The sequence below is a fragment of the Sporosarcina trichiuri genome (genome assembly GCF_030406775.1).
GTDB classification, from domain to species: Bacteria; Bacillota; Bacilli; order Bacillales_A; family Planococcaceae; genus Sporosarcina; species Sporosarcina trichiuri.
In genome coordinates, this window is the sequence record NZ_CP129119.1 from 2,718,364 (window position 1) to 2,743,913 (window position 25,550).

Below are 25,550 nucleotides of genomic sequence, written 5' to 3' on the forward strand. Positions count from 1 at the left end.
CGATCCAGCAGGGAAATCACATGTGAATCAAAAACAAAACCAGACCGCCTCGCTGAGGACGGTCTGGTTTTTAGTATCACCGCAGCAAAAATTCTTCCGAGTAGTACGGCTGCTGCTCCTTGCTGAATCCGACGCCGATGCCGAGACTGCTGTAGCCTTTCAGCAGGATATTGTCCCGGTGGCCTTTCGAGTTCATGAGCCCTTCGTGGGCGAAGATGCTGCTCGATTGGCCATAGGCGAGATTTTCGCCGGCCCGTTTGAAGCGGATGCCGTCTTCCTTGATACGGTCGAACGGCGATTGTCCCTCCTGGTTGTCATGGCTGAAATACGAGTGTTCCGCCATGTCGTTACTGTGCTTCCGCGCAGTGGCAGCGACGGCGCTGTCCCAGGTGAGGATGGACCGGCCATGGCGGACGCGCGCCGCATTCGTCAGATGGAACAGCTGCTGTTCGAACCCTTTGCGCAGCGCTTCACTCCGTTCGCCATACAACCCTTTCTTCCGGTCTTCGAGATCCGCCGAAACCAGTTCGACGGCGGTCACCTGGCTGTCCTGATGGAGATCATAGAAGACGTAGGCGTATACGTCCCCGAGCTTGAACAGGTCCATGCCTTCATCGTCCTGCAGCATATAAACGTTCAGTCCTTTCCTCATCTTGGTGAGCGGCTGCCCGAGCGCTTTCCGCACATCCGCCTTAGCAGATTTGTACCGGACGCCGGATGTGGATGAAATGAGGTCATCATTCGTGTAGAGCGCAGCGACCTTATCGTTTTCATCGAATGACACCATGACGAAATTCTGATAGTCGGTATGGTAGGTGTTCCATTCGGTGCCGTACTCATTCAGCGACTGGTTCAGCGGTTTGCCAAGGGCGGCCGTGACATCCGCGGCGGATGAACCGATTTCCAGGTTGCTGATGGAGATCGGCGTAGCTGTTGGTGCTGCAAGCGCCGGTTTTTCGACGGGCTGCTTGGCGTCACGGAGAGTATCGGTTTTCGACGAAACGATACCGATCAGTTCTTCCGTCGCGTCGCGCAATGTATGGTATGTCGATTCGATCGTGTCTACGGAAATAATGCCTTCGAGCTTTTCATCCACGGGATCCAGGAAGGAGAGGTCGGCGTATTTCGAGACCGGTTCTTCCCAGTATGGTTTTGCAAGGTAGATGGCAGCCAGCAGCAGGATGAAGAGGAATAGTCGTTTCACATCAGTCGCCTCCTGTCTCCAGTATACCTTGCAGGGGCTGTCCGGATACAGCAGGAACACTTTTTCCTCGGAGTGAACCGGTGTTCAGGAAAGGGGAAAGCAGGTATACTCAGAAGAAAGAGTACAGACACATATGGAGAAGGGTGTGACGGCAATGTTCAGCGGATTGAGTGCGGTTCCGGATTGGTTCTACATTCTGGCATTTTCAGTGGTCATCCTGATCGTGCTGATCACCGAGTGGAAAACGCGGTAAGGAGATGATGGACATGGCAGCATGGAAACGGAAGACGCCGAAACTGACGGCACTTCGCGAACCGGCGGAGGCCGGACCGATACTGCGGGACTGCGTACTCGCGAATGAATCCTTTAGCAGCATAGACACTGCTGGACTGACCGCGGACAATGCCGTGCTGACGGACTGTTCGTTCGCGGAAAACGACCTGGCGGGGGCGGTGTTCATCGATACGGTGTTCGAACGATGCGATTTTTCGAACGTCCTGGCGGCGCGGGCGGACGTGCGGCGATGTGAATTCGTCAACTGCAAGCTGACGGGCGCGGACTTTTCCCAGGCGTCCGCTGCCGATGTGCTGTTCACCCAATGTGACATGCGCTACAGCAATTTCAGTTTTTCCGGGCTGGTGCGGGCGGAATTCAATGAAGTCCAGCTGTCGGATTCCGACTTCTTCGAGTGTACACTGAAGCCGGTATCGTTCAAGAACAGCCGGCTGGAGAACGTGAATTTCAGGGAGACGGACCTCGCCGGCATCGATTTGTCGGACTGCCGGTTCGAACGGCTCGAAGTGACCCCTTCAAAACTGGAAGGCTGCCGCGTATCAAGTGAACAGGCGGTCGGCTTCGCCCGTATGTTCGGCTTATTGGTGGACGGGGAATCATGATATACTGAAACGAACCAAACGAGGAGTGTGGACGAGCAATGCTGACATTTGAAGAAAAACAGGCAATTATTGAATCCTACCCGGAATTGACAAGGAAAGACGTCTCCATGAAACGGGTCAACTACCATTATCTCGACAGTAAGTTCGACAAGACGGTCGTCGTGCAGCATCTTCATCCGAACGGCAATGCGTTCGTGTACGTGGCGGATATACCGGGATACGAACCGGACGGCCGCGGTCTCGTCAATGTGCGGGAAGCGTCGGAAGCGGAACTGCGCCAGGTGATCGAGGATGCCATCAAAGGACTGTCCGAAAGCAATGATGACCGGGAACCAGTCGAAGAGGTCTGGCGGGACGGCAACAATTCGAAACTGGAACTGAAAGAGGAGCTCGATGCGTGGAATGTCTACCACGGCCTCAATCTGGAAGACAGCTTCGGGGATTACCAGGAAGCGGTCGACTATTTGAAAGAAGAAGGCTTCCGGAAAGTCGGGGACGACGGGGTGATCGAATGAAAGGCAGGACGGTGACCATCGGCATCATTGCCATTACAATCATTGTCGTGGCGGTCATTATCTGGCTCATGCTGGCGACGTTCAAGCAGGATGAGCAGAAGAACGGCCCGGCTGCCGCCGGCTATACGGCGGAGTCGGTCTATGTGATCCAATGAAATGCAAAAGGCTGCTGTGCGGATTCCCGCGCAGCAGCCTTTTTTCATCCGTCACTGAAATTTGTCCTTCCGGAACGGCAGCCACCAGTTCCAGTCACCGAACAGTTTCATGAGACTCGGCACGAGCAGCAGACGGATGATGGTCGCGTCGATGGCGACCGCAATGGCGATCCCGACGCCGATCTGTTTGACAGGCATGACGTCCGTGAACGCGAAGGCGCCCGTCAGGACGATCATGATCAGGGCCGCCGAAGTGATGACCTTGCTTGTCGCTGCAAGCCCTTCCACCGTGGATCGGTCATTATCACCGGTTTCAAGATAGGATTCCTGCATCCGTGAGATGAGGAACACTTCGTAGTCCATGCTCAATCCGAACACGAGACTGAACACGATGACCGGAATGATGAGCGCGATCGTCCCTGGATGGAGTCCGAAATGGCCATATTGGAAAATATAGACGAGCAGGCCGAACGATGCGGACAGGCCGCCGATGTTCATCACAATCGCCTTGAACGGGATGAGCAGCGACCGGAATGCGAGCATCAGGATGATGAATGTCGAGACGATGATGATCAGCAGAGCATAGACGATATTGTCCGCGATTTCATCGAAAATCTCCTGGTTGAATTTCGCTTCTCCGCCGATTTTCATGTCCCAGGGAGTATCCTTCTCCGACCAGGTGCGAGCCCAGTCCTGCGCTTCCGTGGAGGCCCCGTCGGCGTTCAGAGTGACCGGAATCATGAGCCGGTCCCCTGATGTGAAGGCGTCCAGCAGGGGCTCGAGTTTTGCCTGCTGTTCAGGGACCTGAAGTGCCTGGCTGAAGACGGTGGGGTCCCCGATGCCGCTCTCACTGAACACAGTCGTCACCTGCCCCGTGAGCGGATCTTGTTCGAGCGCCTCCTGTACATCTTTCATGGCATCGAGCCCGTCATCGTCAGTCCAGCCGCCGTCCCGCTCGGCGATGACGAAGGCGGTCGACTCATCCCGCATGCCGAATGCATCTTCCATATGCTCATACGCAGATCGGGTATCATACGTGAGGGGAAGTGAGTCGATCTGCGGGATGGTGAGGGTCATGTTGCGGACGGGAATGAGCGCCGTGCCCAAGATAGCAAGCGCGACAATCGTAATCAGGACAGGCCGCTTGATGACGCCTTCTGCGAACTTCCGCCAGCCGTCCGTGTCATGCTTCACACGGAGCACTTTCCCTTTGTCGATCCGCTCCTTCAAAACGAGCAGGACGGACGGCAGCAGGGTGATCGACGCAAGGACCGCCATCGTCACGACGATCATACCGCCGAGGGCGATGTTCTGGAAGATGTCCACCCGGATGAGCAGCATGGCACCGAGACCGATGAACACACAGAATGCCGAGAAGATGATCGACCGGCCGGCGGTTTCAATGGTTGTCCGCACAGCGCCCGGGATCGGCTGCAGCTTCCGCTCTTCCCGGTAGCGGCTGATGAACAGCAGCGCAAAGTCGATACTGAGCGCCAGACCGAGCATCGGGATAATATTCAGGACGAAAATGGACAGGTCGACATACTTGCCGAACAGCGCCAGGATGCCGAATGACGGAATGATCGTCGCCACACCGATCAGGATCGGCACGAGCGATGCGGTCACGGTGCCGAATGCGAACAGCAGCACAATCAGGGCGATCGGCAGTCCGATGGCTTCCGCGATCATCAGGTCTTTCTGGCTCGCCGTATTGATATCCTTCGTGATCGGGGACTGCCCGGTCAGCGTGATGCCGTCATCGGTGCCGACCGCGTCTCGGATTTTGGAGACGATGTCGGATTTATCGCTTTCACTGTCATCGAACTGCAGGAGAGCATAGGAGATATCCGGTTTATGCTGATCGGGTTCATCGAGCGGGGACACGATGTTTTCCGTGAGTGTCAGCCGGCTGACCGCGGACAAGGCGTCTTGGATTTCACTGTCGGTCTTCCGCTCGAATACGAGAAACATCGTTTCATCAGGCTGGTCGAAATCATGCGTCAGGATATGCGAGACATCTTCCTGTTCGCCGTCCATCCGGAACCCATCTCCTTCGAGCAGGCCCGGCAGCCGGATTGCAAAGACGGCGAGCCCGGCCAGCAGTACGAGCCAGGCAGCGATGACCCATTTGTAGCGAGCGGCGATAAATCTTGAAAACGTCTTCATGGCATACTCCTTCTTTCTCTCAGGAAATCCTTTCCTTCATCATAGCGGCTCACTGCCGGGAAGGGAACTGATTTGTGGGGAAGAATACGCGCGGCCGGGGAGCAGATACGCGCGGCCGGGGAGAGAATACGCGCGCGCCCGGAAATATGCGCGGCGCCAGTCCAAATACGCGCGGCCCAGGCCGAGATACGCGCGCGCAGCAAGCCCAGAACCATAAAAAAACCGCCCCCCGGAGGGAGCGGTTTTGTAAGGGTGAAGTCAATTAGTTCTTTTCAACGTTTGTAGCTTGAAGACCGCGCTGGCCTTGCTCGATGTCGAAAGTTACGTCCTGGCCTTCTTCAAGAGTCTTGAAGCCTTCGCCTTGGATAGCTGAGAAGTGTACGAATACGTCGTCGCCATCTTCACGCTCGATGAAGCCATAACCTTTTTCTGCGTTAAACCATTTTACTTTACCATGTTCCATGTTTGTTTCCTCCTCGTATGCAACCAGCATACATTGTGTTACTATCCTTGCTCAAGTCTTAAAGGGTCAAGTGCACCTCGACCATCGCACCGAACAAAAATAATTCTTCTTTATCATAACAGAGGTGTTCTGGGAGTGCAACCCATACGATTCAAATTAAAAGAACAAGTCCAGCAATTGATACAGAACCGCTGCCATGGCTGCGGAGATCGGCATCGTGATCACCCAGGTGATGACAATCTTCTTCGCTGTGCCCCATTTCACGCCTTTGACCCGCTGTGCAGACCCGACGCCCATGATGGACGAAGAGATGACATGTGTGGTGGAGACCGGCAGATGGAGAAGCGTCGCACCGAAAATGATGGCAGCCGAGTTGAGATCGGCCGCCGCACCGTGGATCGGCCGGATCTTCATGATTTTACCGCCGACGGTCTTGATGATCTTATAGCCGCCGATCGAGGTGCCGATTCCCATCGAGGTGGCCGCTGCAATGCGGACCCACATCTGGATGTCGTCACCGGTCTGCAGGTTGGCCGCGATCAGCGCCATCGTGATGATCCCCATCGCTTTCTGCGCGTCATTCGTTCCGTGCGTGAATGACTGGATTGCAGCCGTCAAGATCTGCAGATAGCGGATGCGCTTGTTCGCCTTGAACAGGTTGCGGTTCTTCAGCACCCGGCGCAGCAGCGACATGACGATGAAGCCGCCGACGATTGCGATGACCGGGGAGATCAGCAGGGCTTCCAGGATTTTGATGAATCCACTGTAATTCAGGATCGCAAAACCGGCTGCTGAAATCGCAGCACCCGCGATCGAGCCGATCAGCGCATGCGACGAACTGGACGGGATACCGAAATACCAAGTCACCAAGTTCCAGATGATTGCGGACAGCAGGGCGGCCAGGATGACCAGGGAGCCGTTTTCCAGTGTGAACGGGTCGACGATGTCCTTTGAAATCGTCTTTGCGACCCCTGTGAACGTCAGGGCGCCGGCGAAATTCATGGTGGCCGCCAGCAGAATGGCCACACGCGGCTTCAGCGCCCGTGTGGAAACGGACGTCGCGATTGCGTTCGCAGTATCGTGGAATCCGTTGATGAAGTCGAAGGCGAGTGCACAGACGACGATTAAGATCGTCAGAAGGAGAACTATATCCATTGTAGGCCTCCTTAGGCGTTCCGCATGATGATCGTCTCAATCAGATTGGCGACATCCTGGCAGTAGTCTGCGATTTCTTCGAGCAGTTCATAGATATCTTTCAATTTGATGATTTGGATCGGATCGGTCTCCGTCACGAACAGCTGCTTGATGGATGTCCGCAGCACTTCGTCGCAGATGCGTTCGTACTCCTTGATGCTGACAGCGTGTTCGCGCATCTCCACGAGTTTCTTGCGCTCCAGCAGTTTCATCGCTTTAACGATTTCGTCCGAGCTTTTCACGATGTTTTCCATGAATTTGTGCATATATCCGTCGATTTCCGTGAGCGAGAACATTTCCAGGTTGGCAGCGAAATGTTCGACACCGTCGAGGATATCATCCATTTTGATGGCCACTTGCAGGATGTCTTCCCGCTCGATCGGTGTCATGAAAGAGGTATTGAGATTGGTGATGAGGTCGTGGATCAGATCATCGCCTTCCGTTTCATACCACTTCAATTTGATGCTGACTTCTTTCAAGTCGGCAGCGGAATTCACTTTATAATCATTTGCATAGTGCATCGCTTCCTGCACGTGTTCGGCAATGGCGACCAGGGCTGCAAAGAAAGGATCTGTTTTTCTCGGGCTGAACATGGCTGACCTCCATCCGGATATTCGGAATGTAATAATTTGATAACGCATCTATCATAGCAAACCGCCGCCGTTTAGACGAATAGATTTTTTCAGGATTCGACAATTTTCTCGAGTTCTGCATCCGGTTATCCATTTTTTATTCATATTTGTCAGCCTTCTCTCACTTTTAGTGCATTATTCAAAATTTTTTCAGCGGAATGAATCCTTTCGCTTGCTTGCCCGTATACAATAGGCAAAGGAGGTGTTTGAAATGGAAGTGTTCGGAATCCCGATCGGCGACCTATACTTACCTGTCCTTATCATTTCAGGGATTGCTACGCTGTTATACTTATTCTTCAGTGATCTGACAGATGGATCCGGTGAACTTCATCCATTGCTCGATCCAGCTGTGCTGCTTCCGTTCGTCACATTGACGGCGACATGGGGATACATCCTGGAGCTGGTTACGGGGCTCGGCAGCGGCTGGGTTCTGGCGATTTCACTTGCGGCATCAGCCGTGCTTGATTTCCTGCTGTATTTCTTCATCCTGCTGCCGCTCAAATCCGCAGAAGTATCGCTTGCCTATAATGATGAATCGCTTGCCGGTAAGGTCGGGAAGGTGATTGTCCCGATTCCGGCGGACGGATTCGGGGAGATCGTCATCGAGACGGTCAACGGACTGCTGTCGAAGCGGGCCGCCGGCTATGAGAACACCCCAATCGAGTACGGGAAGGAAGTTCTGATTATCGAGGTGACGGCCGGGACGTTCATCGTCAAAGAATACGAGCCTTTCCGTTTCAAATAACTTTTTAGCAGAAAAAAGGGGGAAAAGACATGCCAGCAGAATTGCCAGCGATGTGGATTGCCATTGCCATCGCCGTATTTGTTGTGTTAGCCGTTATTCTCGTGTACGTCACGAAGTACCGTACAGTCGGTCCGGATGAGGCACTGATCGTGACAGGCAGCTATTTGGGATCGAAAAATGTCCATACGGATGACTCCGGAAACAGAGTGAAGATCATCCGGGGCGGCGGTACATTCGTGCTGCCGGTATTCCAGCAGGCGACACCGCTCAGCCTGCTGTCGAGCAAACTGGAAGTGACGACACCGGAAGTGTATACGGAGCAAGGCGTACCAGTCATGGCGGACGGCACGGCGATCATCAAGATCGGCGGCTCGATCTCCGAGATCGCGACTGCCGCCGAGCAGTTCCTCGGGAAGTCGAAGGAAGACCGGGAGAATGAAGCGAAAGAGGTGCTCGAAGGTCACCTGCGCTCGATCCTCGGGTCGATGACCGTCGAAGAGATCTATAAGAACCGTGACAAGTTCTCACAGGAAGTGCAGCGCGTTGCTTCCCAGGATCTAGCGAAAATGGGATTGGTCATTGTATCCTTTACCATCAAGGATGTGCGCGATAAGAACGGCTACCTCGACTCGCTCGGGAAGCCGCGGATCGCACAGGTGAAACGGGATGCGGACATTGCCACAGCGATTTCCGAAAAAGAGACGCGGATTAAAAACGCGGAAGCCTCGAAGGAAGCGCAGAAAGCGGAAATCGAGCGTGCCACGGAGATTGCAGAAGCCGAAAAAGAGAACCAGCTGAAAGTGGCGGGTTACCGTCTTGAACAGGATGCTGCACGGGCCCGTGCCGACCAGGCGTATGAGCTGCAGACAGCACGCTCGAAGCAGGAAGTCATGGAACAGGAAATGCAGATCCGGATCATCGAGCGTCAGAAGCAGATCGAACTCGAAGAGAAAGAGATCCAGCGCCGTGAACGCCAGTATGACTCCGAAGTGAAGAAGAAAGCGGATGCGGACCGCTACTCCGTCGAGCAGAACGCAGCCGCGGAGAAATCCCGTCAGCTCGCGGAAGCCGATGCCGAGAAATACCGCATCGAAGCACGTGCAGCGGCCGATGCGGAGAAAGTCCGTCTCGACGGTACGGCACGCGCCGACGCCCAGCGCGCACAGGGTGAGTCCGAAGCGGAAGTCATCCGCCTGAAAGGTCTCGCGGAAGCGGAAGCGAAGCGCAAAATCGCAGAAGCCTTCGAACACTATGGCCAGGCCGCGATGCTCGACATGATCGTCGGCATGCTTCCGGAGTATGCGAAGCAGGTCGCGAGTCCGCTCAGCAACATCGACAAGATCACGGTCGTCGACACGGGCAGCGGGGAAGGCGGCGGTGCCAACAAAGTCACCGGTTACGCCACCGACCTCATGTCCACCATGCAGGAATCGCTCGGCGCGACAACTGGTCTCAACATCAAGGAGATGCTCGAGAGCTACGCCGGCAAAGGATCTGTCCGCCCGAGCATCGACAGCCTGACCGACGAACTGAAGAAATCCCGCTCGCCGCTCGCGGCAACGACGGAAGAGCCATCCAAGAACGAACCGAAGCAAACAGAAGACTGATATGCAGCTGCCGCTCCCTGAACTGGGGAGCGGCAGTTTTTGTTATGGAGGAACCTTCATGAAAAACTTGAAAGTGCTCATAAACCGCGCCAAACCGCTCATAAACTCCCCAAAGTGATCATAAATCAAAAAAGTGATCATAAACCACACCCAAGCGCTCATAACTTCACAATTCAGTCCTCCAGTGCCCCTCGGCCGCGGCTCAACTGCTGCAACTTCAAACTCCCGGGCCGCGCAAAATGAAGAAGTCAAGGGCTGGCTTGCCGGCTCCGCTGCGCTCATATTTTCTGAGGCGAGATCGGGGACGGGGAGTGCTGCCAAGAGCAAAGTGATCATAAACCTGGTCAAACCGCTCATAAATCAGCGAAAGTGATCATAAACACAGGTTTCCGCTCATAAACTCTCCGAAGTGATCATAAATCAAAAAAAGTGATCATAAACCACGTTCCAGTGCTCATAACTTCACAATTCAGTCCTCCAGCGCCCCTCGGCCGCGGCGCAATGCACCTCCCCCTGCGCGACTCTTCCAATCTTAAGAATTTCTTCATTTCCCTGCACACTTTATCTAAAGATTTGCCTGTCATACTTGGTCTATCAGCAAAACCAAGGGGGACACAATGGTGATCAAAGCAGAACATATATCACATTCATTCAAAATAGGAAAGAAGGGCAAGGAGCGGCCGGTGCCGGTCCTGAAAGACCTGACGCTCGAAGTGGGCAGAGGGGAGATCGTCTCGATCGTCGGCCGGAGCGGTTCCGGCAAATCGACACTGCTGCACATACTGGCAGGCTTCCTGAAGCCGGAATCCGGTACGATCACAGTGAACGGAACGGTGACTTCGGGGTTTAATGAGACCGAAAGCGCGGCGTTCCGGCTTGATCAGTTCGGTTTCATCTTCCAGAACTTCCAGCTCATGCCCGGCTTGACGACGTTTGAGAATATCGAACTGCCGCTCAAGCTGAAAGGGGTTAGCCGGACGGTGCGTCGCGCAGAAGTGACGGAACTGCTGAAGCAGGTCGGCCTGCAGGGAGTCCGCGATCATTACCCGAATGAGCTGTCGGGCGGCCAGCAGCAGCGGGTCAGCATCGCGCGCGCATTGATTACGAATCCGCCGGTCATTTTTGCGGATGAACCGACGGGCAGTCTCGACTCGGAAACCGAGCAGGAAATCCTGACCCTCATCCGGTCGCTGAACAAGACACGCGGCATCACGTTCGTCATCATCACGCATGACGACGAAGTGGCCGACACGGCGGACCGGGTCTATCAGATGCACGATGGCGTGCTTCTTGCAGGAGGTGCCCGTCATGCAGGTTAAGGACCAGTTCGATTTTGTCCGGCAGCATATCCGGAAGAACCGGCTGCGTGTGTTCATGACGGTGCTCGCCGCTACAATGGGGACGGCTTTCCTCATCATCCTGGCGTCCGTCGGCTTCGGCATCCAGGACACGCTGCGCAAGGAAATCCTCGACAACCGGCTCGTCACGCAGATCGAGGTGTATGCGCAAGATTTGAATGCAGAGAAAGCGGAAAACATGAAGAAGATCGGGCATGTCAATGCGGTCGTGCTGCGTCAGAGTGTCACAGCCTGGCAGAAGATGGAGCTCGACGGCTTCACCGGCCACAGTACACTGTCGGTCTCTGATTTTGAGGAAGAGGCGAAAGCCGGGTTTGCGCTCGATGAAGGGCGGCTGCCGGAAGACGCGCATGAAGTCGTCGTCGGTCATGACTTCGCAATAAGCCTCATTGATGAAGAAGCTGCCCAAGAGAAGACAGATGACGCAACGGCCGAGGACCCGGAATTGCCGACGTATAAAGAGCCTCTGCTCGGCAAAACATTCACGTACGAACTCGGCGACTACATGAAAGACCAGTCATTCGGCAAGCCCGTGGAACTGACGATTGTCGGCATCGCAAAAGCCCCTGCCAAGGATTTCATCCAGGATAACCGTGTATACGCCGACGCTGCGCTCATCCCGGAGCTTGAGACAATCTATCAGGACGGAGTGTCGGAAGAAAACAGCGATCCACTGTTCGGACAGAACCTCAATGTCTATGCGGATGAACTCGAACATGTGAAATCGATTACGCAGACACTGAAGGACGATGGCTATGACGTCTATTCGATATCCGAGGAACTCGATCAGATCGACGTCTTCTTCCTTGCCCTGAAGGCAGGTCTGATCTTCGTCGGTACGATCGCCATCCTGATCTCGTCGATCGGCATCTTCAACACGATGACGATGGCGGTGACGGAGCGGACGCGTGAAATCGGTGTGATGAAAGCACTCGGCGCGAAGCCGAAACTCATCCAGCGGCTGTTCCTCCTGGAAAGTGCGTGGATCGGTCTGATCGGTACGGTGATTGCGGTCATTCTGTCATACGGCGTCAGCCTGCTCGCCAATTATATCCTCCCGCTCATTGTCGGCGCTGCGCTCGGCGAAGAGGAATTCAGTGAACTGAATGTGACCTTCTCGATCATCCCATGGCAGCTCGTGCTGATCGCTTCGGCCATCAGTCTCTCGGTTGCGATGGTATCCGGGTGGAGACCTGCCCGCAAAGCGACACAGATCGATGTCATCGATGCGCTTCGCCAGGAACTGTAATGTAAGGCCCGCTTCGTTCCCGGCGGGCTTTTCTGCATTCATCCCCTATCGAATATCTTTGATTTTGCCGCCGAGTTGCGGCATGATAGAAAGAGAGTGAAATTATTTGCGAAAAGGGGTTTTCAGGATGGAGTACCGCATTGAACACGATACATTTGGTGAAATTCAAGTCCCTGCGGACAAACTGTGGGGCGCACAGACGCAGCGCAGTAAGCAGAACTTCAAAATCGGCGGCGAGCGCATTCCGACCGGCATCATCCGGGCATTCGCGCATCTGAAGAAGTCGGCAGCCATCGCAAGCCACTCGTTCGGCAACCTGTCCGAACCGAAGATGAAAGCGATCGCACAGGCAGCGGATGAAGTGCTTGCAGGAAAGTGGGATGAACACTTCCCGCTTGTCGTCTGGCAGACAGGCAGCGGCACACAGTCGAATATGAATATGAACGAAGTGCTCGCAAACCGCGGCAACCAGCTCCTCGAAGAATGGGGCAGCGAAGAACGTCTCCATCCGAACGACGACGTCAACAAATCGCAGAGTTCGAACGATACATTCCCGACAGCCCTCCATGTGGCGGGTGTGATCGCCGTCGAGCGGGAACTGCTTCCGGCGCTCGAGAAACTGAAGAAAACACTGGGCGAAAAATCCGAAGCCTTCATGGACATCATCAAGATCGGACGGACGCACCTCCAGGACGCAACCCCGCTGACGCTCGGCCAGGAAATGAGCGGCTGGCACCGGATGCTCGAAAAGACCGAAAAGATGCTGAAAGACAGTGTCCAGTCGATGAAAGAACTGGCAATCGGCGGTACGGCGGTCGGAACGGGCTTGAACGCACCGAAAGGATTCGGCGACAAAGTGGCGGAGGAGATCACGAAGTCGGTCGGCATCCAGTTCACATCGGCCGAAAACAAGTTCCATGCGCTGACGAGCTATGATGAAGTCGTCTATACACATGGTGCCATGAAAGCACTCGCTGCGGACCTCATGAAAATCGCAAACGACGTGCGCTGGCTGGCAAGCGGTCCGCGTTCCGGCATCGGTGAAATCACGATCCCTGAAAACGAGCCGGGAAGTTCGATCATGCCGGGCAAAGTGAACCCGACGCAGAGCGAAGCCCTGACGATGGTCGTCGCGCAAGTGATGGGGAACGACGCAACAATCGGCTTCGCAGCAAGCCAGGGGAACTTCGAGCTGAACGTCTTCAAGCCGGTCATCATCTTCAATTTCCTGCAGACGGCGAAACTGCTGGCAGATGGCATGGTCAGCTTCAATGACAACTGCGCCGTCGGCATCGAACCGAACCGGGAAGAGATCGACCGCAAAGTCAAAAACTCCCTGATGCTCGTGACAGCACTGAACCCGCATATCGGGTATGAAAATGCTGCGAAGATCGCAAAGACTGCACATAAGGAAGGCACGACACTCAAAGAAGCGGCCCTGAAGACCGGCCTTCTGACGGAAGAGCAATTCGACGAGTGGGTCGATCCGTCGAAAATGACCGGACGCTGAGCCGCCACAAAGTTGTAACCGCACGCCCCGGTGATTTGCGGTATGCTGAACGGACAACCATGGAAAAGGAGTCGACATGATGAAAAAACTATTCATGCCCCTCATTCTTGCGTCCTTGCTGGTCCTGACAGCCTGCGGCAAGGAAGCGGCAAAACCGGTCCACGAGCATGGCGGCACAGGTGCGGCAGACAGCAGTGCCGTCCAACAGAGCAAAGGCGCAGATCTTGCTGTCGGGGAACAGCAGCAGCTGCCGAACGGTGACCTGCTGCAGGTTACAGCATCCGCTGATGAGCTGCCGGCTTTCCTTGCGGAGAAATCCGAAGACCTGCAGCTCGTCTACCAAGTCGCAGGCAATGCGGAGGATATCCTGAAGTGGATGCCCTGCTACTGCGGATGCGCGGACAGCGCAGCGCACGGCAGCAACCTGAACTGTTTTGTCGATGAAATCCGGGAAGACGGCGCGGTCGTCTGGGATGATCACGGCACCCGCTGCAACGTCTGTGTGGAGATCGCGGTCAAATCGGTAACCATGGCGAAAGAAGGAAAAACGCTGAAGGAAATCCGGGAGAAAATCGACAGCGATTATAAGGAAGGCTACGCGCGTCCGACTGACACGCCGATGCCTGCATGAACCGAACAGAACAGGTCCTCTCCGGAGGGCCTGTTTTTGCGTGCAGAACGACGTAATCCGGGTGTACTGAAAACACCTGAAAACCCTTTCAGGACGGGCTTGAACCATTATGGTTGTATTCCGTTCACAGGTGGTCTATGATCATTGTCATGCGAGCGGGAAAAGGACGGATATTTACTATTCTGACAGTATGAAATGGGGTTCCTTTTTCGTATGGATGGGCGTATGCTTGCTAATAGATTTTTTGAGAGTATGCAGACGTGAACACTGCGTAGGAGGGGTACAATGGTTTTTGAAGGCAATAACAAAATACGCAAAAAAATACTGCAGGCAGTCGCAGGACTGACCAACGAGGAGTTCAACCGGAAACCTGCGGACGGCGGCTGGTCGCCGAAGCAGATCCTCGAGCATCTCTCGCTCATGGAAACACTGATCGCATCGAATGTCGCCAAGGAATTGAAAAATCCAGACAGTCCGAAAGCGATGAAAAAACCGATTTCCATTTCCACCAACCGGATCATCAAAGTCGACGCACCGGAACGCACTGTTCCTTCCGATACATTCAAAACGCTTTGTGAAATGAAACAGGAACTGCACAATTCCCGTCTGTTCCTGCTGGACGTCTATGACAGCAGCAATAAGGACTGCCTGATGGCCAAATCATTCAAGCATCCGATCTTCGGCCAGATTCCTCTCTGCCAATGGTTCCCGTTCGTCGGTCTTCACGAAAAACGGCACCTGAAGCAGCTGCGGGACACAATCGAGTCACTGCAGCTGCAAAAGGCGATTTGACTATATTATAAGACAGCCCCTTGCGTAAGATGCAGGGGCTGCTTTTTGTTCTATGAACTTTGGATAGAAATGTGTTGAAGAAATTGTGACATTTTACATGTAGTATTGTAATTTCCTCTGCATATACTATACTGACATAGTACCTTTCACACGATTGGAAGGACGATATATAGAGAGAGCAAGGGAAGAGAATGAACGAACAATTGAATGAACAGATCCTCGGGACAATCCGCACGACGATGGCAGCTGTGAGTATGGAGCTGGATATCATTGAACAGACGACTGGCGTCAACATGATGTATGACTTCATCGACCATTGTATTTTAGTCGACATAGAGCGGCTGTGCGAAGCGAGGTTGGAAATGGAAGAACCGCTGCCGCTTCTGGAGTATGTCACAGCACTGACGCTGCATGAACTTGGCCACGCCATGGACAGAAAAGCGCTTCTTGATTCACTGCCGCAGACGCGTGAGATCATTGACTTGAAGCGTCGGTACAGCTGGCGCGAACTATCCCGGAGTATGCCGCTGATGAAGAAACTCATCGACGAAAATGAACGGGATTACGCATTCGAACAAACCGCCTGGCACAACGCATCCCGCATGAACCGGATGTGCAGACTGGTGGACCCGAAGCGCCTGAACGAGATGCAGATCCACGGACTCCGCACATATGAAAAATCCTTCGAACACGACCGGGTCGTCTATGAAGGGCTGGCGGCGGCCGAAACAGCAATGGCCGACTGACATGAACCCTCCCGCTGCCCTGCAGCCGGAGGGTTTTCCAATGCAGTCCGTCGAGAATTGCTGAAAGTGATCATAAATCCCAGTTTCCGCTCATAAACCTGGCAAAGTGATCATAAATCTCAGTTTCCGCTCATAAACCGGTGAAAGTGATCATAAATCCCAGTTTCCGCTCATAACCCAGCAAAAGTGATCATAAACCCAGATTAGCGCTCATAAACCCGCGAAAGTAATCATTCCCGCCCGCGTCCGGCTCCACTGCCAGCCGTGCCGCCCAGCCGCTAAGAAAAAGGCAAGTCAAAGACCTGCTTGTGGCTCCGTTTCACTCCGCGTTTTCTGTGGAGCCGTACAAGAACTGCGCCAGCTGCACCAGTACTCATTACCCCGCGTAAAAAGTGCTCACGTTCCTCCACCGCCCACCCTGCTGCCGTCTGCTATACTGGGAGCATCGAAGCAGAAGGAGGAATGCAGCATGACCAACAGAAAATTCACAGCGTCCTGGAGCGGCGGCAAGGACTCCGCCATGGCTGTCTATAAAGCGGTGCAGCAAGGGGATGAGCTCGCACGCGTCTGGACCATGTTCGAAGAGGAGGCGGACCGTTCGCGCTCCCATGCCCTGCCGGAAGCGGTCCTCCGTGCGCAGGCCGGCAGCCTCGGTGCCCCGTTCGTAAAACGGCGGGCGTCATGGGAAACGTACGAAGCCCAATTCATCGATGCAATGCAGGAGTCGGCAAACGACGGGATCCGCTTCGGTGTGTTCGGGGACATCGATCTGGAGGATCACCGCACGTGGGTCCGGCAGATGAGCGGGCGCGCCGGGGTGACGGCGCTGCACCCGCTGTGGGATATCCCCCGGCGGCAATTGCTCGAAGAATTCATCAGCGCGGGGTTCGAAGCGTATATTATTGTCATCGACACTGCAAGGATGCCCGCAGAGTTCCTCGGCCGGCGGTTCACCGTCAGTCTGATGGATGAACTCGAACAGCTCGGAATCGACAGCTGCGGGGAAGCGGGGGAATTCCATACTGTCGTTGCGGACGGGCCGATTTTCAGCAGCCGGATTCCGCTCCGGTTCGGTGAAGCAGTGACACACGGGAATTATCTATTCCTGCCGACGCACATTGCGGAGGCCGACTAACAGACAAAGGGGATGCATGTGAAACGGATCATGGCAGGAACGGTGCTTCTTCTGCTGTGCGGCAGCCTGCTGGCAGGGTGTTTCGGAACGAAATCCGTCACGTTCACACACCGTCCGCTGACCGAAGACGAACAGCAGCTGATCTATGCAGCGGGCGGGGTGGATGCCCTCCACTTCACATCGGAGAAAGGACTGCCCGCAGGTGAGACGATCCAGCTGTCACTGGAACAGTTCGAACAGGGGAACTTTGTTGCAACACTTGGAGAAACGGCATGGATCGGCGGAGACGACCGGCCGGCCCATATCGGGTTCGGTGTGCAGCCGGCGGACGACCACACACCCGAACGGCTGCTGTTCAGCGGGACGGAAGAGCGGCTGATGCCGGAGCTCGAAGCGATGCCTGGCGGGTCGGCGCTTGCACCTGCCTTCGAGAAGGAACTCGTCCTGAAAAAAGGGGAAGCGGCGGTACTCGCTTATTATATCGTCTCTGCGAGCGGCCGTGTCGAAACCGTCTACCCGTCGGATGAAGACATGCTCGCCCGTCTGCAGGAGAATGACAGATGCCTCCTCGTGAAGGCGGAATGGCCGAAGTAGGCAGATCCTATGCATGCAAAACCCCCACCCGGGATCCAGGTCCCGGGCGGGGGTCTTCTTGTTCATTGACCAGAAGCGGCCAGCTGCTGTTCCTCTGCCTCCAGCCGTTCACTGTCCGCAGCATCCTGCTTATACTGCCTGCTGAACAGGACGGTGATCACGATGATCAGCAGCGCCATCACGGCCGTCGTGATGTAGATCGGTTCATAAGCCTGATGGGCCGCCTGCTGGAACGCTTCGTGGATGGCATCGCGGACATCCGGCGACGGGATCTTGTCGATCTTCGATTGGAGATCGCCATAGCTGCCGCCCTGGATCTGCTCCATCGAACCGGCCGGCATATCGGCCGGATTGACACCGTGCTCTTTCAGTTTCTGCGGAATCAGGTCACCGATCTTGCTGAACCCGTTCTGGATGAATACCGCAAAAATGGTGGGGGAAATCGTCAGGCCGATCTGCCGGGCGACGGACAGCGTGCCGATGGCGGATCCCTTCTGCGTGCCGGCCGCATTGGATGTCAGCACGGTCAGCGGGGCGCCGAGGACGAAACCGAATCCGATCCCTGCAATGACAGAGAAGATGATGAACGTCAGCTTCGTCTCCGTGAAGAGGCCGAGACCGCCGAATCCGATGATGCCGATCAATCCAGCGAAAATGAGCGTTTTCAAAGGACCTTTTTTATCCACAAAGTAACCGCCTCCGCCCGCGCCGATTCCAGATGCGAGCGCGAGAGGAGTCATCCAATACCCGGATTTCGCGGCGGAAATGCCGAGGATCTGCTGGGCGAATGATGGGATGAAAATGATCGCGCCGATGAACGTACCGGACAGCAGTCCCATAACCATGGTCATTGCATACGTCGGTTTGCGCAGCAGGCTGTAGGGGAGGATCGGGTCGATGGCATCCCCTCGCTCATTCCGTTTCTCGACGTAAATCAGCACTGCGAAGACTGCAATACCGAGCAGCAGCAATCCGAGAACGCTCCATTTCGCCGCGTCTTCAGTGAACGAACCGCCCTGACCGATATTATTCACAGCAAACATGATGCTGAGGATCGAGAACGACAGCAGGCTGATGCCGAGGAAGTCGATCTTCGACATGACATATGATTTCGTTTCGTGCAGGGAGAAGATCCCGAACACCACCAGCGCAATCCCGATCGGCACGTTGATGAGGAACAGCCAGTGCCAGTTGCCGGTCAGGTCGATCAGGAAACTCCCGATATTCGGACCGACGACAGACGCAATCCCGTTCATGCCGCCGAGCAGGCCGAGCATGCTGCCCTGCTTCTCTTTCGTGAATGTACTGAGGACATGGGAACTCGCGATGATGAAGATCCCGCCACCTCCGAATGACTGGAACAGACGGGCTGCCAGGAACAGACTGAAGTTCGGACTGAGTGCGACCCCGAGGGACCCGATCGTGAAGATTGCGATTTCAATCAGGAATAATTTTTTCCGGCCATACCGGTCGGCGAGTTTCCCGACAATCGGTGTCATCACGGCCAGACCCAATGTGTATAGCGTAATGCCCCAGGACCCTTGCGTTGCGCTCACATCGAAGGAAGAGTTGATGGTCGTAAGCGCTGCACTGATGATCCCGTTGTCGAGCGCCGCCATGAATACACCGACCAGCAGGACGACAAATCCAATATTGACTTTCGAAGTTTTTTCCGCTGCTATGTTCATTACACCTCCATCTGGTAACTTGCTGCAGCTGTACTTGCTGCTCGCTGGAAATCATCTTATCTACCTACTGTACCACCCGCAGGTGAACGTAAGATAAACGCAAGATTACAAGTTCAGCAGGCAGCGAAGCCACCTCACCTGCAACAGCGGTCTGCCGGATCTCATACCTTCCAGTCTGCCGCCAGCATGCTGTAGACCGCCAAGTCATGGAAGTGATCGTACAGGAACTCGCCGTCCCGCTGGATCCCTTCCAGCCGGAACCCCAGCCGTTCGGGGATTGCCCGGCTCTTCAAATTCTCCGTCCCGCAGCGGATCTCGACCCGGTTCAGTTTGTAGACCGTGAACGCGTAGTCCAGCAGGGCGCCGACAGCAGCGGTCATGACCCCTTTCCCCTGATGTCCGTCTGCGAGCCAATAGCCGATGCTCGTACTGCGGTTCGTCCAATTGATGGTATGGAACCCGACCATGCCGGCAAGTTCTCCATCCACCACAATACCCGCCTGGAACCCGTCATGGCCGGCAAACTGCTGCAGCCACATGGTGATAACGGGGCGGTAGCTCTCCGGCGACAGCGCGCCATCGACCCACGGCAGCCATTCCCGCAAGTGACCGCGTGAGCTGTGGACCGTCTGGAACAGTTCCTCCGCATCCTCCTGTTCCAGCAGTTTCAGTGACACGGTTTCCGAGACTTTCATGACAAACATAGACATCCCCCATTCTGTAATCCTTTCATTGTACCAAAAAGCTGCCATTCCTCAATTTCAGTGCAGATATTTTCAAAGAAATTGTGAGGCGGAATGAAAAAAACTTAAAACCTAGTTGACATATCGGAATTAAGTACATAATATAAATGGAGTCAGAAAAACATAACTTGAATAACTAAAGGGGGACTCACCATGGATATCGGATATATCCTGCTCAACGTTGCGGGCCTGTTGGTACTGGCAGGAATCCTATTTTGGATGAACCGCAGGCATGTTTCATTTTCGAAACGGGTGTTTACAGGGCTCGGGCTCGGAATCGTGTACGGAATCGTACTTCACATCAGCTACGGAGCAGACGGGGCGGCACTCCAGAACTCGATCCCCTGGTTCAACATCATCGGAACCGGCTATATCAAGCTGCTGCAGATGATCGTCGTTCCGCTTGTCTTCATTTCCATCCTTACGGCCTTCACGAAAGTGGCAGCGGGCAAAAACTTCGGGAAGCAGGCCGCTGTCATTCTCGGCATGCTCATCGGGACGACAGCGATTGCTGCCATGCTCGGTATCGGATCCGCCTTGCTGTTCAACCTGAATGCTGAACAGATTGTGCAGGGGGAAGCGGAAGCCGCCCGGGGAATCTCCCTCGAAGAGACAGCCTCGACTGTGGCCGATAAGGCGCTGCCTGATCAGCTGCTCGATCTGCTGCCGGCGAATCCGTTCCTCGACTTCACAGGTGCCCGCCCGACATCGACCATCGGTGTTGTCATCTTTGCCGCCTTCCTCGGCTTCGCCTTCCTGGCCGTCCGCAGGAAACAGCCTGAACAGGCAGCGGTCGTCCAGAAAGGCATTGACGCGGTGTACGCACTCATCATGGCCGTCGTCAAAATCGTCCTCCGTCTGACGCCGTACGGAATCCTTGCCATCATGGCGCGGACAGTCGCCGTGTCCGACTACGGTGCAATCGTTAACCTCGGCAAATTTGTCGGCGCCTCCTATGCCGCATTGATCGTCATGTTTGCAGTCCACTTGGCGATTCTCGCCCTCACAGGCCTGAACCCGCTCAACTACGTGAAGAAAGCGGGCGACACACTCCTGTTCGCGTTTTCATCCCGATCCAGTGCGGGAACTCTCCCGCTGACCCTGACTACGCAGACGACCCGTCTCGGCGTGCCGGAAGGGATTGCGAACTTTGCGGGCTCGTTCGGCCTCTCGATCGGGCAGAACGGCTGTGCCGGTATCTATCCGGCGATGCTCGCGGTCATGATCGCTCCTACCGTCGGCCAGCCGATCGATGCGCAGTTCATCATCACACTGGTTGCCGTCGTCGCCATCAGCTCCTTCGGTGTGGCGGGCGTCGGAGGCGGTGCCACATTCGCGGCCATTCTCGTCCTGTCGGCATTGAACCTGCCGATCGCCCTTGCCGGCATCCTGATCTCGGTCGAACCGCTCATCGATATGGGCCGGACTGCACTGAATGTCAGCGGCTCCATGACCGCCGGTGTGACCGCCGCCCGGGTAACGGGAGAACTCGACACCGAGCAATACGGTGAAGCGATGCCCCGCGATCCAGCTGTATCCGAATTGTGAACAGACAAAAGCCGCACTCCATGACGAGTGCGGCTTTTTGCCTTGGATGGCATGCAACGATCGGGCGGCTTGCAAAGTAAATACTGCAGACCGGGGAAGCGATCCATTCCCCGACCGAACCGCTCCTATCTTACGGCTAAGCGCTCCATTCGGCCCGCGAACCGCTCCATTTTGTTCCTTGACCGCTCATTTCCACTCCAGAACCGCTCCATTCCCCGACCAAACCGCTCATATCTTCCTTTCTTGAAACGCTCAAGCCCCGGGCACACCAAAAAAACGGGCCCAGCCACAGCGGGACCCGTCTCCAGTCAATCTTCCTTCAATATATCCAGCTTTAACTCGCGTTCCAAGAACGGCCGGGCGTGCAGCAGACGGCGGAATGCTTTGTACCTTTCTGCTGCGTCCGCCGTCACTTGCTTGTCCGAACGGTAGGCGCGGATCAGAATGTTTTTCGGTGTGTGTTCCATATCGATGAATTCCAGCAGCTGCGTCTCGTAGCCGGCGAGCGTCAGCAGCTCGGCGCGGAGCGAATCGGTCGCGAGTGCTGCGAACCGTTCCTTGATGAGCCCGTGCTGCAGCATCACGTCAAGTTCCGGAGCCTGCAGCTGCTTGAACAGTTCATGCTGGCAGCAAGGTACACTCAAAATCACACTCGCCCCCCAGCGGACTGCGCGGGCAAGCGCCATGTCCGTTGCCGTATCGCATGCATGCAGCGTGACGACCATGTCGACCGCCGTATCGCCTTCATAATCGTTGATGTCCCCGACCAGGAATTCGAGCTGCTCATAGCCGAGATCCTTGGCAATCTCCCGGCATTCCTCGATCACTTCCTTCTTGAGATCGAGTCCGGTCACCCGGATATCGAGCCCTTTCTCAATCCGGAGATAATGGTAGAGAGCGAATGTCAAATACGATTTGCCGGAACCGAAATCGAGGATGCGCACCGGCCGGCCGGTCGGCAGATGGGTGAGCGCATCGTCGATGAATTCGATGAACCGGTTGATCTGCCGGAACTTATCATGCTTCTGCTTCTTCACCTGCCCGTCCGCTGTCTGGACACCGAGCCGGATCAGGAACGGATACGGTCTGCCGTCCTCCAGCAAATAATTCTTCTTCCGGTTGTGGGAAAGGTCCGGCACTTTCGATGACGCCGCAGCGCTCGATTTCCAGGAGATCTTGAACTTCTTGGAGAGCTGCACCTGCACGGTCTCATCCGTGAACTCGGCCTGCACTTGGCGGAACCGCATGAGCGCATTCGTCAGGAAGAGCTCCAGCCCATCCTCCGAAATATTGTGATGCTTCAGCACCCGTTCAAACTGCTCCTCGAACTGGATGAACAGCTCGCCTTTCAGCTCGATGGGCTTCGCCTTGATGCGCAGCAGGCCTTCCTCTTTTGTCCGGGGCTGGCTGAATGTCGCACGGATGAACGACCCGTCGGTCAGCCGTTTCGCCAAATCCGTGATTACTTGTTCAAATTCCATAAGGTTTGACTCCTTTGCAAGTGAGGTAGGGAAGACTAGAGGGAATGTCAGTCAAGGAGAAACCCCTTGCTCTGCAGGTATTCCTTCATATAGGGACGCTGGGCAGTCTCCAGGAAATCCGCCATCTGCTCCGTCCAGCCGGCCTGCTTCTGATTGGAACTCCGGGAGCCGTAATACTCCTGCATGGTTTCGTCATATTGTGGAAGCAGGGCGTCGTACTTGCCGGCATCATACATATTCTCATGAAGGACGGCATCGAGCGGCAGGCGCGGTTTCACCTCGTTGCGTTTGGCCGGCACGCCGATCGTCATGCCGAATAGCGGAACGGTGCCCGCTGGCAGTCCGAGCATCCTGCTGATTTCCTCTGGGTTATTGCGGACTCCGCCGATATAGCAGATCCCGTAGCCTTTCGACTCTGCGGCAATTGCGACATTTTGTGCGAAAAGGGCTGTATCCACCGTTCCGACAAGCATCGCTTCGGCATGTGAGAAGTCAATCGTGCGACCGTGAAGCGCCGCTGCTGCCTGCAGACGGGTGAAATCCGCGCAAAAGACGAAGGCGGCTCCGGCCCCGTTGAACTGATGCGGATTCCTGGACGCGTCCCCGACCGCTTTGCGCAGTGATCCGTCCGTCAGATGGATCACCGAGCAAGCCTGGACAAAATGGGAGCTGGCGGCATGCTGCCCGGCTTCGAGCAGTTCCCGTACGGTTTCTGGAGGAATCGGTTCATCGGTGTAGGTGCGCACGGATGAGTGGGAAGTCAATAAGTCGATCACCATATTCATTCGCCTCCAACAAGTAGTTGAGTTCAATGGTACACCAGATTGGAAAGAGAGAAAAGGAGTGAAGCTTATGAGCTGGCTGGAAAGCGTATCCATGACGACGATGATCGTCATTCTCGTACTGATATTTGTGCCGCTGTCCATCATCCTCTACCTGTTCCTGTTCGACCGGAAACAGAAACAGCATGCGATTTTACGCAATTATCCGATACTCGGACGTGTCCGGTACATGATCGAGAAAGTGGGACCCGAATTTCGTCAATACCTGTTCGACAGTGACAATGAAGGCAAACCTTTCAGCAGGGAAGAGTATTTGCATATGGTCATGCCGGGGAAATACTTGAACAGCGTGATCGGGTTCGGGTCGAAGCGTGATTTCGAGGCGCCCGGCTACTATTTGCGGAATGCCATGTTCACCAAACAGAACGACGAAATGCGGGTGGACAATGAGACGCAGATCGAAACGATGCGCTACCAGGTGACGGACGAAGGGCTGTTCTCCCGGAAAGAGCACAGGGAGGAAATCAAAGCGAATCCATGGCTCCTGCCGGAGGAAGACGCGATCGTCATCGGACCGGACTGCGCAAATCCGTTCCGGGTCCGCAGTATGCTCGGACAGTCCGCGATGAGTTACGGGGCGCTTGGCGATCATGCGATCACCGCCCTGTCCAAAGGCATCGGCATGGCGACCGGTGCGTGGATGAATACCGGCGAAGGCGGCCTGTCGCCGCATCATCTGGCAGGCGATGCGGATATCATCGCACAGATCGGCTCCGGCCTGTTCGGTTTCCGGACGAAAGAAGGGGAGTTCGACTGGGACCTGCTGACGGAGAAAGCTGAAAATCCGAAAGTGAAGGCATTCGAACTGAAGCTGGCCCAAGGAGCGAAAATGCGGGGCGGCCATGTCGAAGGCGCAAAGGTGACGGAAGAAATCGCAGAAATCAGGAATGTCGTCCCCTTCCGGACCATCAACAGTCCGAACCGGTTCAACCAGTTCGATGATTTCCCTGGGCTGTTCGAGTTCATCGAGAAGATCAGGAACCATTCCGGAAAGCCGGTCGGCATGAAGATTGTCATCGGCGGGAAGTTGGAAGCCGAGGAGCTCGCCCGGTTCATGCAGGAAACCGGCAAAGGCCCCGATTTCATATCGATCGACGGGGCGGAAGGCGGTTCGGGCGCGACCTATCAGGATCTGGCCGATTCCGTCGGATTGCCCGTCAGGTCTGCGCTCATGCTGCTGGACGATGCACTGCGCAAGTACGGTGTCCGTGACCGGGTGAAAATCATCGCATCCGGCAAGATGACGACACCCGACAAAGCCGCCATTGCCTTGGCAATGGGAGCGGACCTCGTCCAGATCGCCCGCGGCTTCATGATTTCCGTCGGCTGTATCATGGCGCAGCGCTGCCATACGAACGAGTGCCCGGCGGGTGTTGCGACAACGGATCCCCATCTGCAGCGCGGACTTGTGGTGGAAGAGAAGAAATTCCGTGTCACCAATTATATATTGACGATGCGGGAAGGCCTGTTCCGTATTGCGGCAGCGGCCGGACTGGATTCGCCGACTAAATTCACCAGAAGCGATGTCTTCTATAAAGATGAGCGCGGGAATGTCCTGCCTATTGAAACACCTGTCACAACCAATCAGGATAGCTGAACGGAAAACAAGCAGGGGGATTGCCCTCTGCTTGTTTTTGTTTGAAAATAAATTAATAA

General features: G+C 55.2%; 24 protein-coding genes. 15 read left to right on the forward strand and 9 right to left on the reverse strand.

The annotated features are described in order from the left end of the window. Nucleotides 1-76: 76 nt before the first annotated feature. Complete coding sequence (locus tag QWT68_RS13720) at nt 77-1,204, reverse strand: CAP domain-containing protein (protein ID WP_290148676.1); 1,128 nt, start codon at nt 1,202-1,204, stop codon at nt 77-79. A 266-nt stretch (nt 1,205-1,470) separates the two neighbouring features. On the opposite strand from QWT68_RS13720, the gene QWT68_RS13725 reads away from it, so the two are divergent. The 3 genes from QWT68_RS13725 to QWT68_RS13735 are packed head-to-tail and all read left to right on the forward strand — an operon-like array spanning nt 1,471 to nt 2,770. Further along, entirely contained in the window at nt 1,471-2,100 is a 630-nt protein-coding gene (locus tag QWT68_RS13725; protein WP_290148677.1) for a pentapeptide repeat-containing protein, read from the forward strand. Nucleotides 2,101-2,138: 38 nt separating this feature from the next. Further along, nucleotides 2,139-2,615 (forward strand): hypothetical protein, encoded by a 477-nt coding sequence (locus QWT68_RS13730; protein WP_290148678.1) that lies wholly within the window; start codon nt 2,139-2,141, stop codon nt 2,613-2,615. Continuing rightward, on the forward strand, nt 2,612-2,770 hold the full coding sequence (locus QWT68_RS13735) for a hypothetical protein (protein WP_290148679.1): 159 nt from the start codon (nt 2,612-2,614) through the stop codon (nt 2,768-2,770). Before QWT68_RS13730 ends, QWT68_RS13735 begins: the two co-directional genes overlap by 4 nt. A gap of 51 nt (nt 2,771-2,821) precedes the next feature. On the opposite strand, the gene QWT68_RS13740 is transcribed toward QWT68_RS13735, so the two are convergent. The 4 genes from QWT68_RS13740 to QWT68_RS13755 all read right to left on the reverse strand — a co-directional run bounded on the left by QWT68_RS13740 (nt 2,822) and on the right by QWT68_RS13755 (nt 7,186). Then, nucleotides 2,822-4,936, reverse strand: a complete 2,115-nt coding sequence (locus tag QWT68_RS13740) for an MMPL family transporter (RefSeq protein WP_290148680.1) — start codon at nt 4,934-4,936, stop codon at nt 2,822-2,824. 262 nt (nt 4,937-5,198) lie between these two features. Further along, nucleotides 5,199-5,399: a cold-shock protein gene (locus tag QWT68_RS13745; RefSeq protein ID WP_040285549.1), complete on the reverse strand. Its 201-nt coding sequence runs from the start codon at nt 5,397-5,399 to the stop codon at nt 5,199-5,201. A gap of 156 nt (nt 5,400-5,555) precedes the next feature. Continuing rightward, nucleotides 5,556-6,554, reverse strand: a complete 999-nt coding sequence (locus tag QWT68_RS13750) for an inorganic phosphate transporter (protein ID WP_040285550.1) — start codon at nt 6,552-6,554, stop codon at nt 5,556-5,558. A gap of 11 nt (nt 6,555-6,565) precedes the next feature. Continuing rightward, nucleotides 6,566-7,186, reverse strand: coding sequence for a DUF47 domain-containing protein (locus QWT68_RS13755; RefSeq protein ID WP_040285551.1), 621 nt, complete (start codon nt 7,184-7,186; stop codon nt 6,566-6,568). A gap of 250 nt (nt 7,187-7,436) precedes the next feature. On the opposite strand from QWT68_RS13755, the gene QWT68_RS13760 reads away from it, so the two are divergent. The 10 genes from QWT68_RS13760 to QWT68_RS13805 all read left to right on the forward strand — a co-directional run bounded on the left by QWT68_RS13760 (nt 7,437) and on the right by QWT68_RS13805 (nt 17,592). Beyond that, a complete protein-coding gene (locus QWT68_RS13760; protein ID WP_179860736.1) occupies nt 7,437-7,970 on the forward strand; it encodes an NfeD family membrane protein in 534 nt (177 codons plus the stop codon). 50 nt (nt 7,971-8,020) lie between these two features. Continuing rightward, nucleotides 8,021-9,577, forward strand: coding sequence for a flotillin lipid rafts scaffold protein FloT (gene floT / locus QWT68_RS13765; RefSeq protein ID WP_431312226.1), 1,557 nt, complete (start codon nt 8,021-8,023; stop codon nt 9,575-9,577). A gap of 620 nt (nt 9,578-10,197) precedes the next feature. Further along, nucleotides 10,198-10,896: an ABC transporter ATP-binding protein gene (locus QWT68_RS13770; protein WP_290148682.1), complete on the forward strand. Its 699-nt coding sequence runs from the start codon at nt 10,198-10,200 to the stop codon at nt 10,894-10,896. Continuing rightward, nucleotides 10,886-12,184: an ABC transporter permease gene (locus QWT68_RS13775; protein ID WP_040285553.1), complete on the forward strand. Its 1,299-nt coding sequence runs from the start codon at nt 10,886-10,888 to the stop codon at nt 12,182-12,184. The genes QWT68_RS13770 and QWT68_RS13775 overlap by 11 nt, the downstream gene beginning before the upstream one ends. 127 nt (nt 12,185-12,311) lie before the next feature. After that, nucleotides 12,312-13,694 (forward strand): class II fumarate hydratase, encoded by a 1,383-nt coding sequence (gene fumC, locus QWT68_RS13780; RefSeq protein ID WP_040285554.1) that lies wholly within the window; start codon nt 12,312-12,314, stop codon nt 13,692-13,694. A 79-nt stretch (nt 13,695-13,773) separates the two neighbouring features. Then, nucleotides 13,774-14,325 carry a PCYCGC motif-containing (lipo)protein gene (locus QWT68_RS13785; protein WP_040285555.1) on the forward strand — a complete coding sequence of 184 codons (552 nt, stop codon included), beginning with the start codon at nt 13,774-13,776 and terminating at the stop codon, nt 14,323-14,325. Nucleotides 14,326-14,610: 285 nt separating this feature from the next. Beyond that, on the forward strand, nt 14,611-15,117 hold the full coding sequence (locus tag QWT68_RS13790; protein WP_040285556.1) for a DinB family protein: 507 nt from the start codon (nt 14,611-14,613) through the stop codon (nt 15,115-15,117). A gap of 191 nt (nt 15,118-15,308) precedes the next feature. Beyond that, nucleotides 15,309-15,863 carry a hypothetical protein gene (locus QWT68_RS13795; protein WP_052461663.1) on the forward strand — a complete coding sequence of 185 codons (555 nt, stop codon included), beginning with the start codon at nt 15,309-15,311 and terminating at the stop codon, nt 15,861-15,863. 469 nt (nt 15,864-16,332) lie between these two features. Further along, on the forward strand, nt 16,333-16,998 hold the full coding sequence (locus QWT68_RS13800) for a Dph6-related ATP pyrophosphatase (RefSeq protein ID WP_040285557.1): 666 nt from the start codon (nt 16,333-16,335) through the stop codon (nt 16,996-16,998). 18 nt (nt 16,999-17,016) lie between these two features. Next, nucleotides 17,017-17,592 carry a hypothetical protein gene (locus QWT68_RS13805; protein ID WP_144036066.1) on the forward strand — a complete coding sequence of 192 codons (576 nt, stop codon included), beginning with the start codon at nt 17,017-17,019 and terminating at the stop codon, nt 17,590-17,592. Between the two features lie 62 nt (nt 17,593-17,654). Here the strand turns inward: QWT68_RS13805 and QWT68_RS13810 are convergent, their stop codons facing one another. Continuing rightward, entirely contained in the window at nt 17,655-19,280 is a 1,626-nt protein-coding gene (locus QWT68_RS13810; protein WP_290148683.1) for an MFS transporter, read from the reverse strand. A 161-nt stretch (nt 19,281-19,441) separates the two neighbouring features. Further along, the gene (locus QWT68_RS13815) at nt 19,442-19,984 is read right to left on the reverse strand and encodes a GNAT family N-acetyltransferase (RefSeq protein ID WP_290148684.1); all 543 of its coding nucleotides are present in this window, start codon (nt 19,982-19,984) and stop codon (nt 19,442-19,444) included. 192 nt (nt 19,985-20,176) lie between these two features. Between QWT68_RS13815 and QWT68_RS13820 the strand changes: the two genes are divergently transcribed. Next, the gene (locus QWT68_RS13820) at nt 20,177-21,571 is read left to right on the forward strand and encodes an L-cystine transporter (RefSeq protein WP_040285560.1); all 1,395 of its coding nucleotides are present in this window, start codon (nt 20,177-20,179) and stop codon (nt 21,569-21,571) included. Between the two features lie 308 nt (nt 21,572-21,879). Here QWT68_RS13820 and QWT68_RS13825 read toward each other — a convergent pair whose 3' ends face one another. Together QWT68_RS13825 and nfsA are read right to left on the reverse strand one after the other, a co-directional pair. Next, nucleotides 21,880-23,052, reverse strand: a complete 1,173-nt coding sequence (locus QWT68_RS13825; RefSeq protein ID WP_290148685.1) for a class I SAM-dependent methyltransferase — start codon at nt 23,050-23,052, stop codon at nt 21,880-21,882. Between the two features lie 47 nt (nt 23,053-23,099). After that, nucleotides 23,100-23,831, reverse strand: a complete 732-nt coding sequence (gene nfsA / locus QWT68_RS13830) for an oxygen-insensitive NADPH nitroreductase (protein ID WP_290148686.1) — start codon at nt 23,829-23,831, stop codon at nt 23,100-23,102. A gap of 73 nt (nt 23,832-23,904) precedes the next feature. On the opposite strand from nfsA, the gene QWT68_RS13835 reads away from it, so the two are divergent. Next, nucleotides 23,905-25,491 (forward strand): FMN-binding glutamate synthase family protein, encoded by a 1,587-nt coding sequence (locus QWT68_RS13835; RefSeq protein ID WP_290148687.1) that lies wholly within the window; start codon nt 23,905-23,907, stop codon nt 25,489-25,491. Nucleotides 25,492-25,550: the final 59 nt, after the last annotated feature.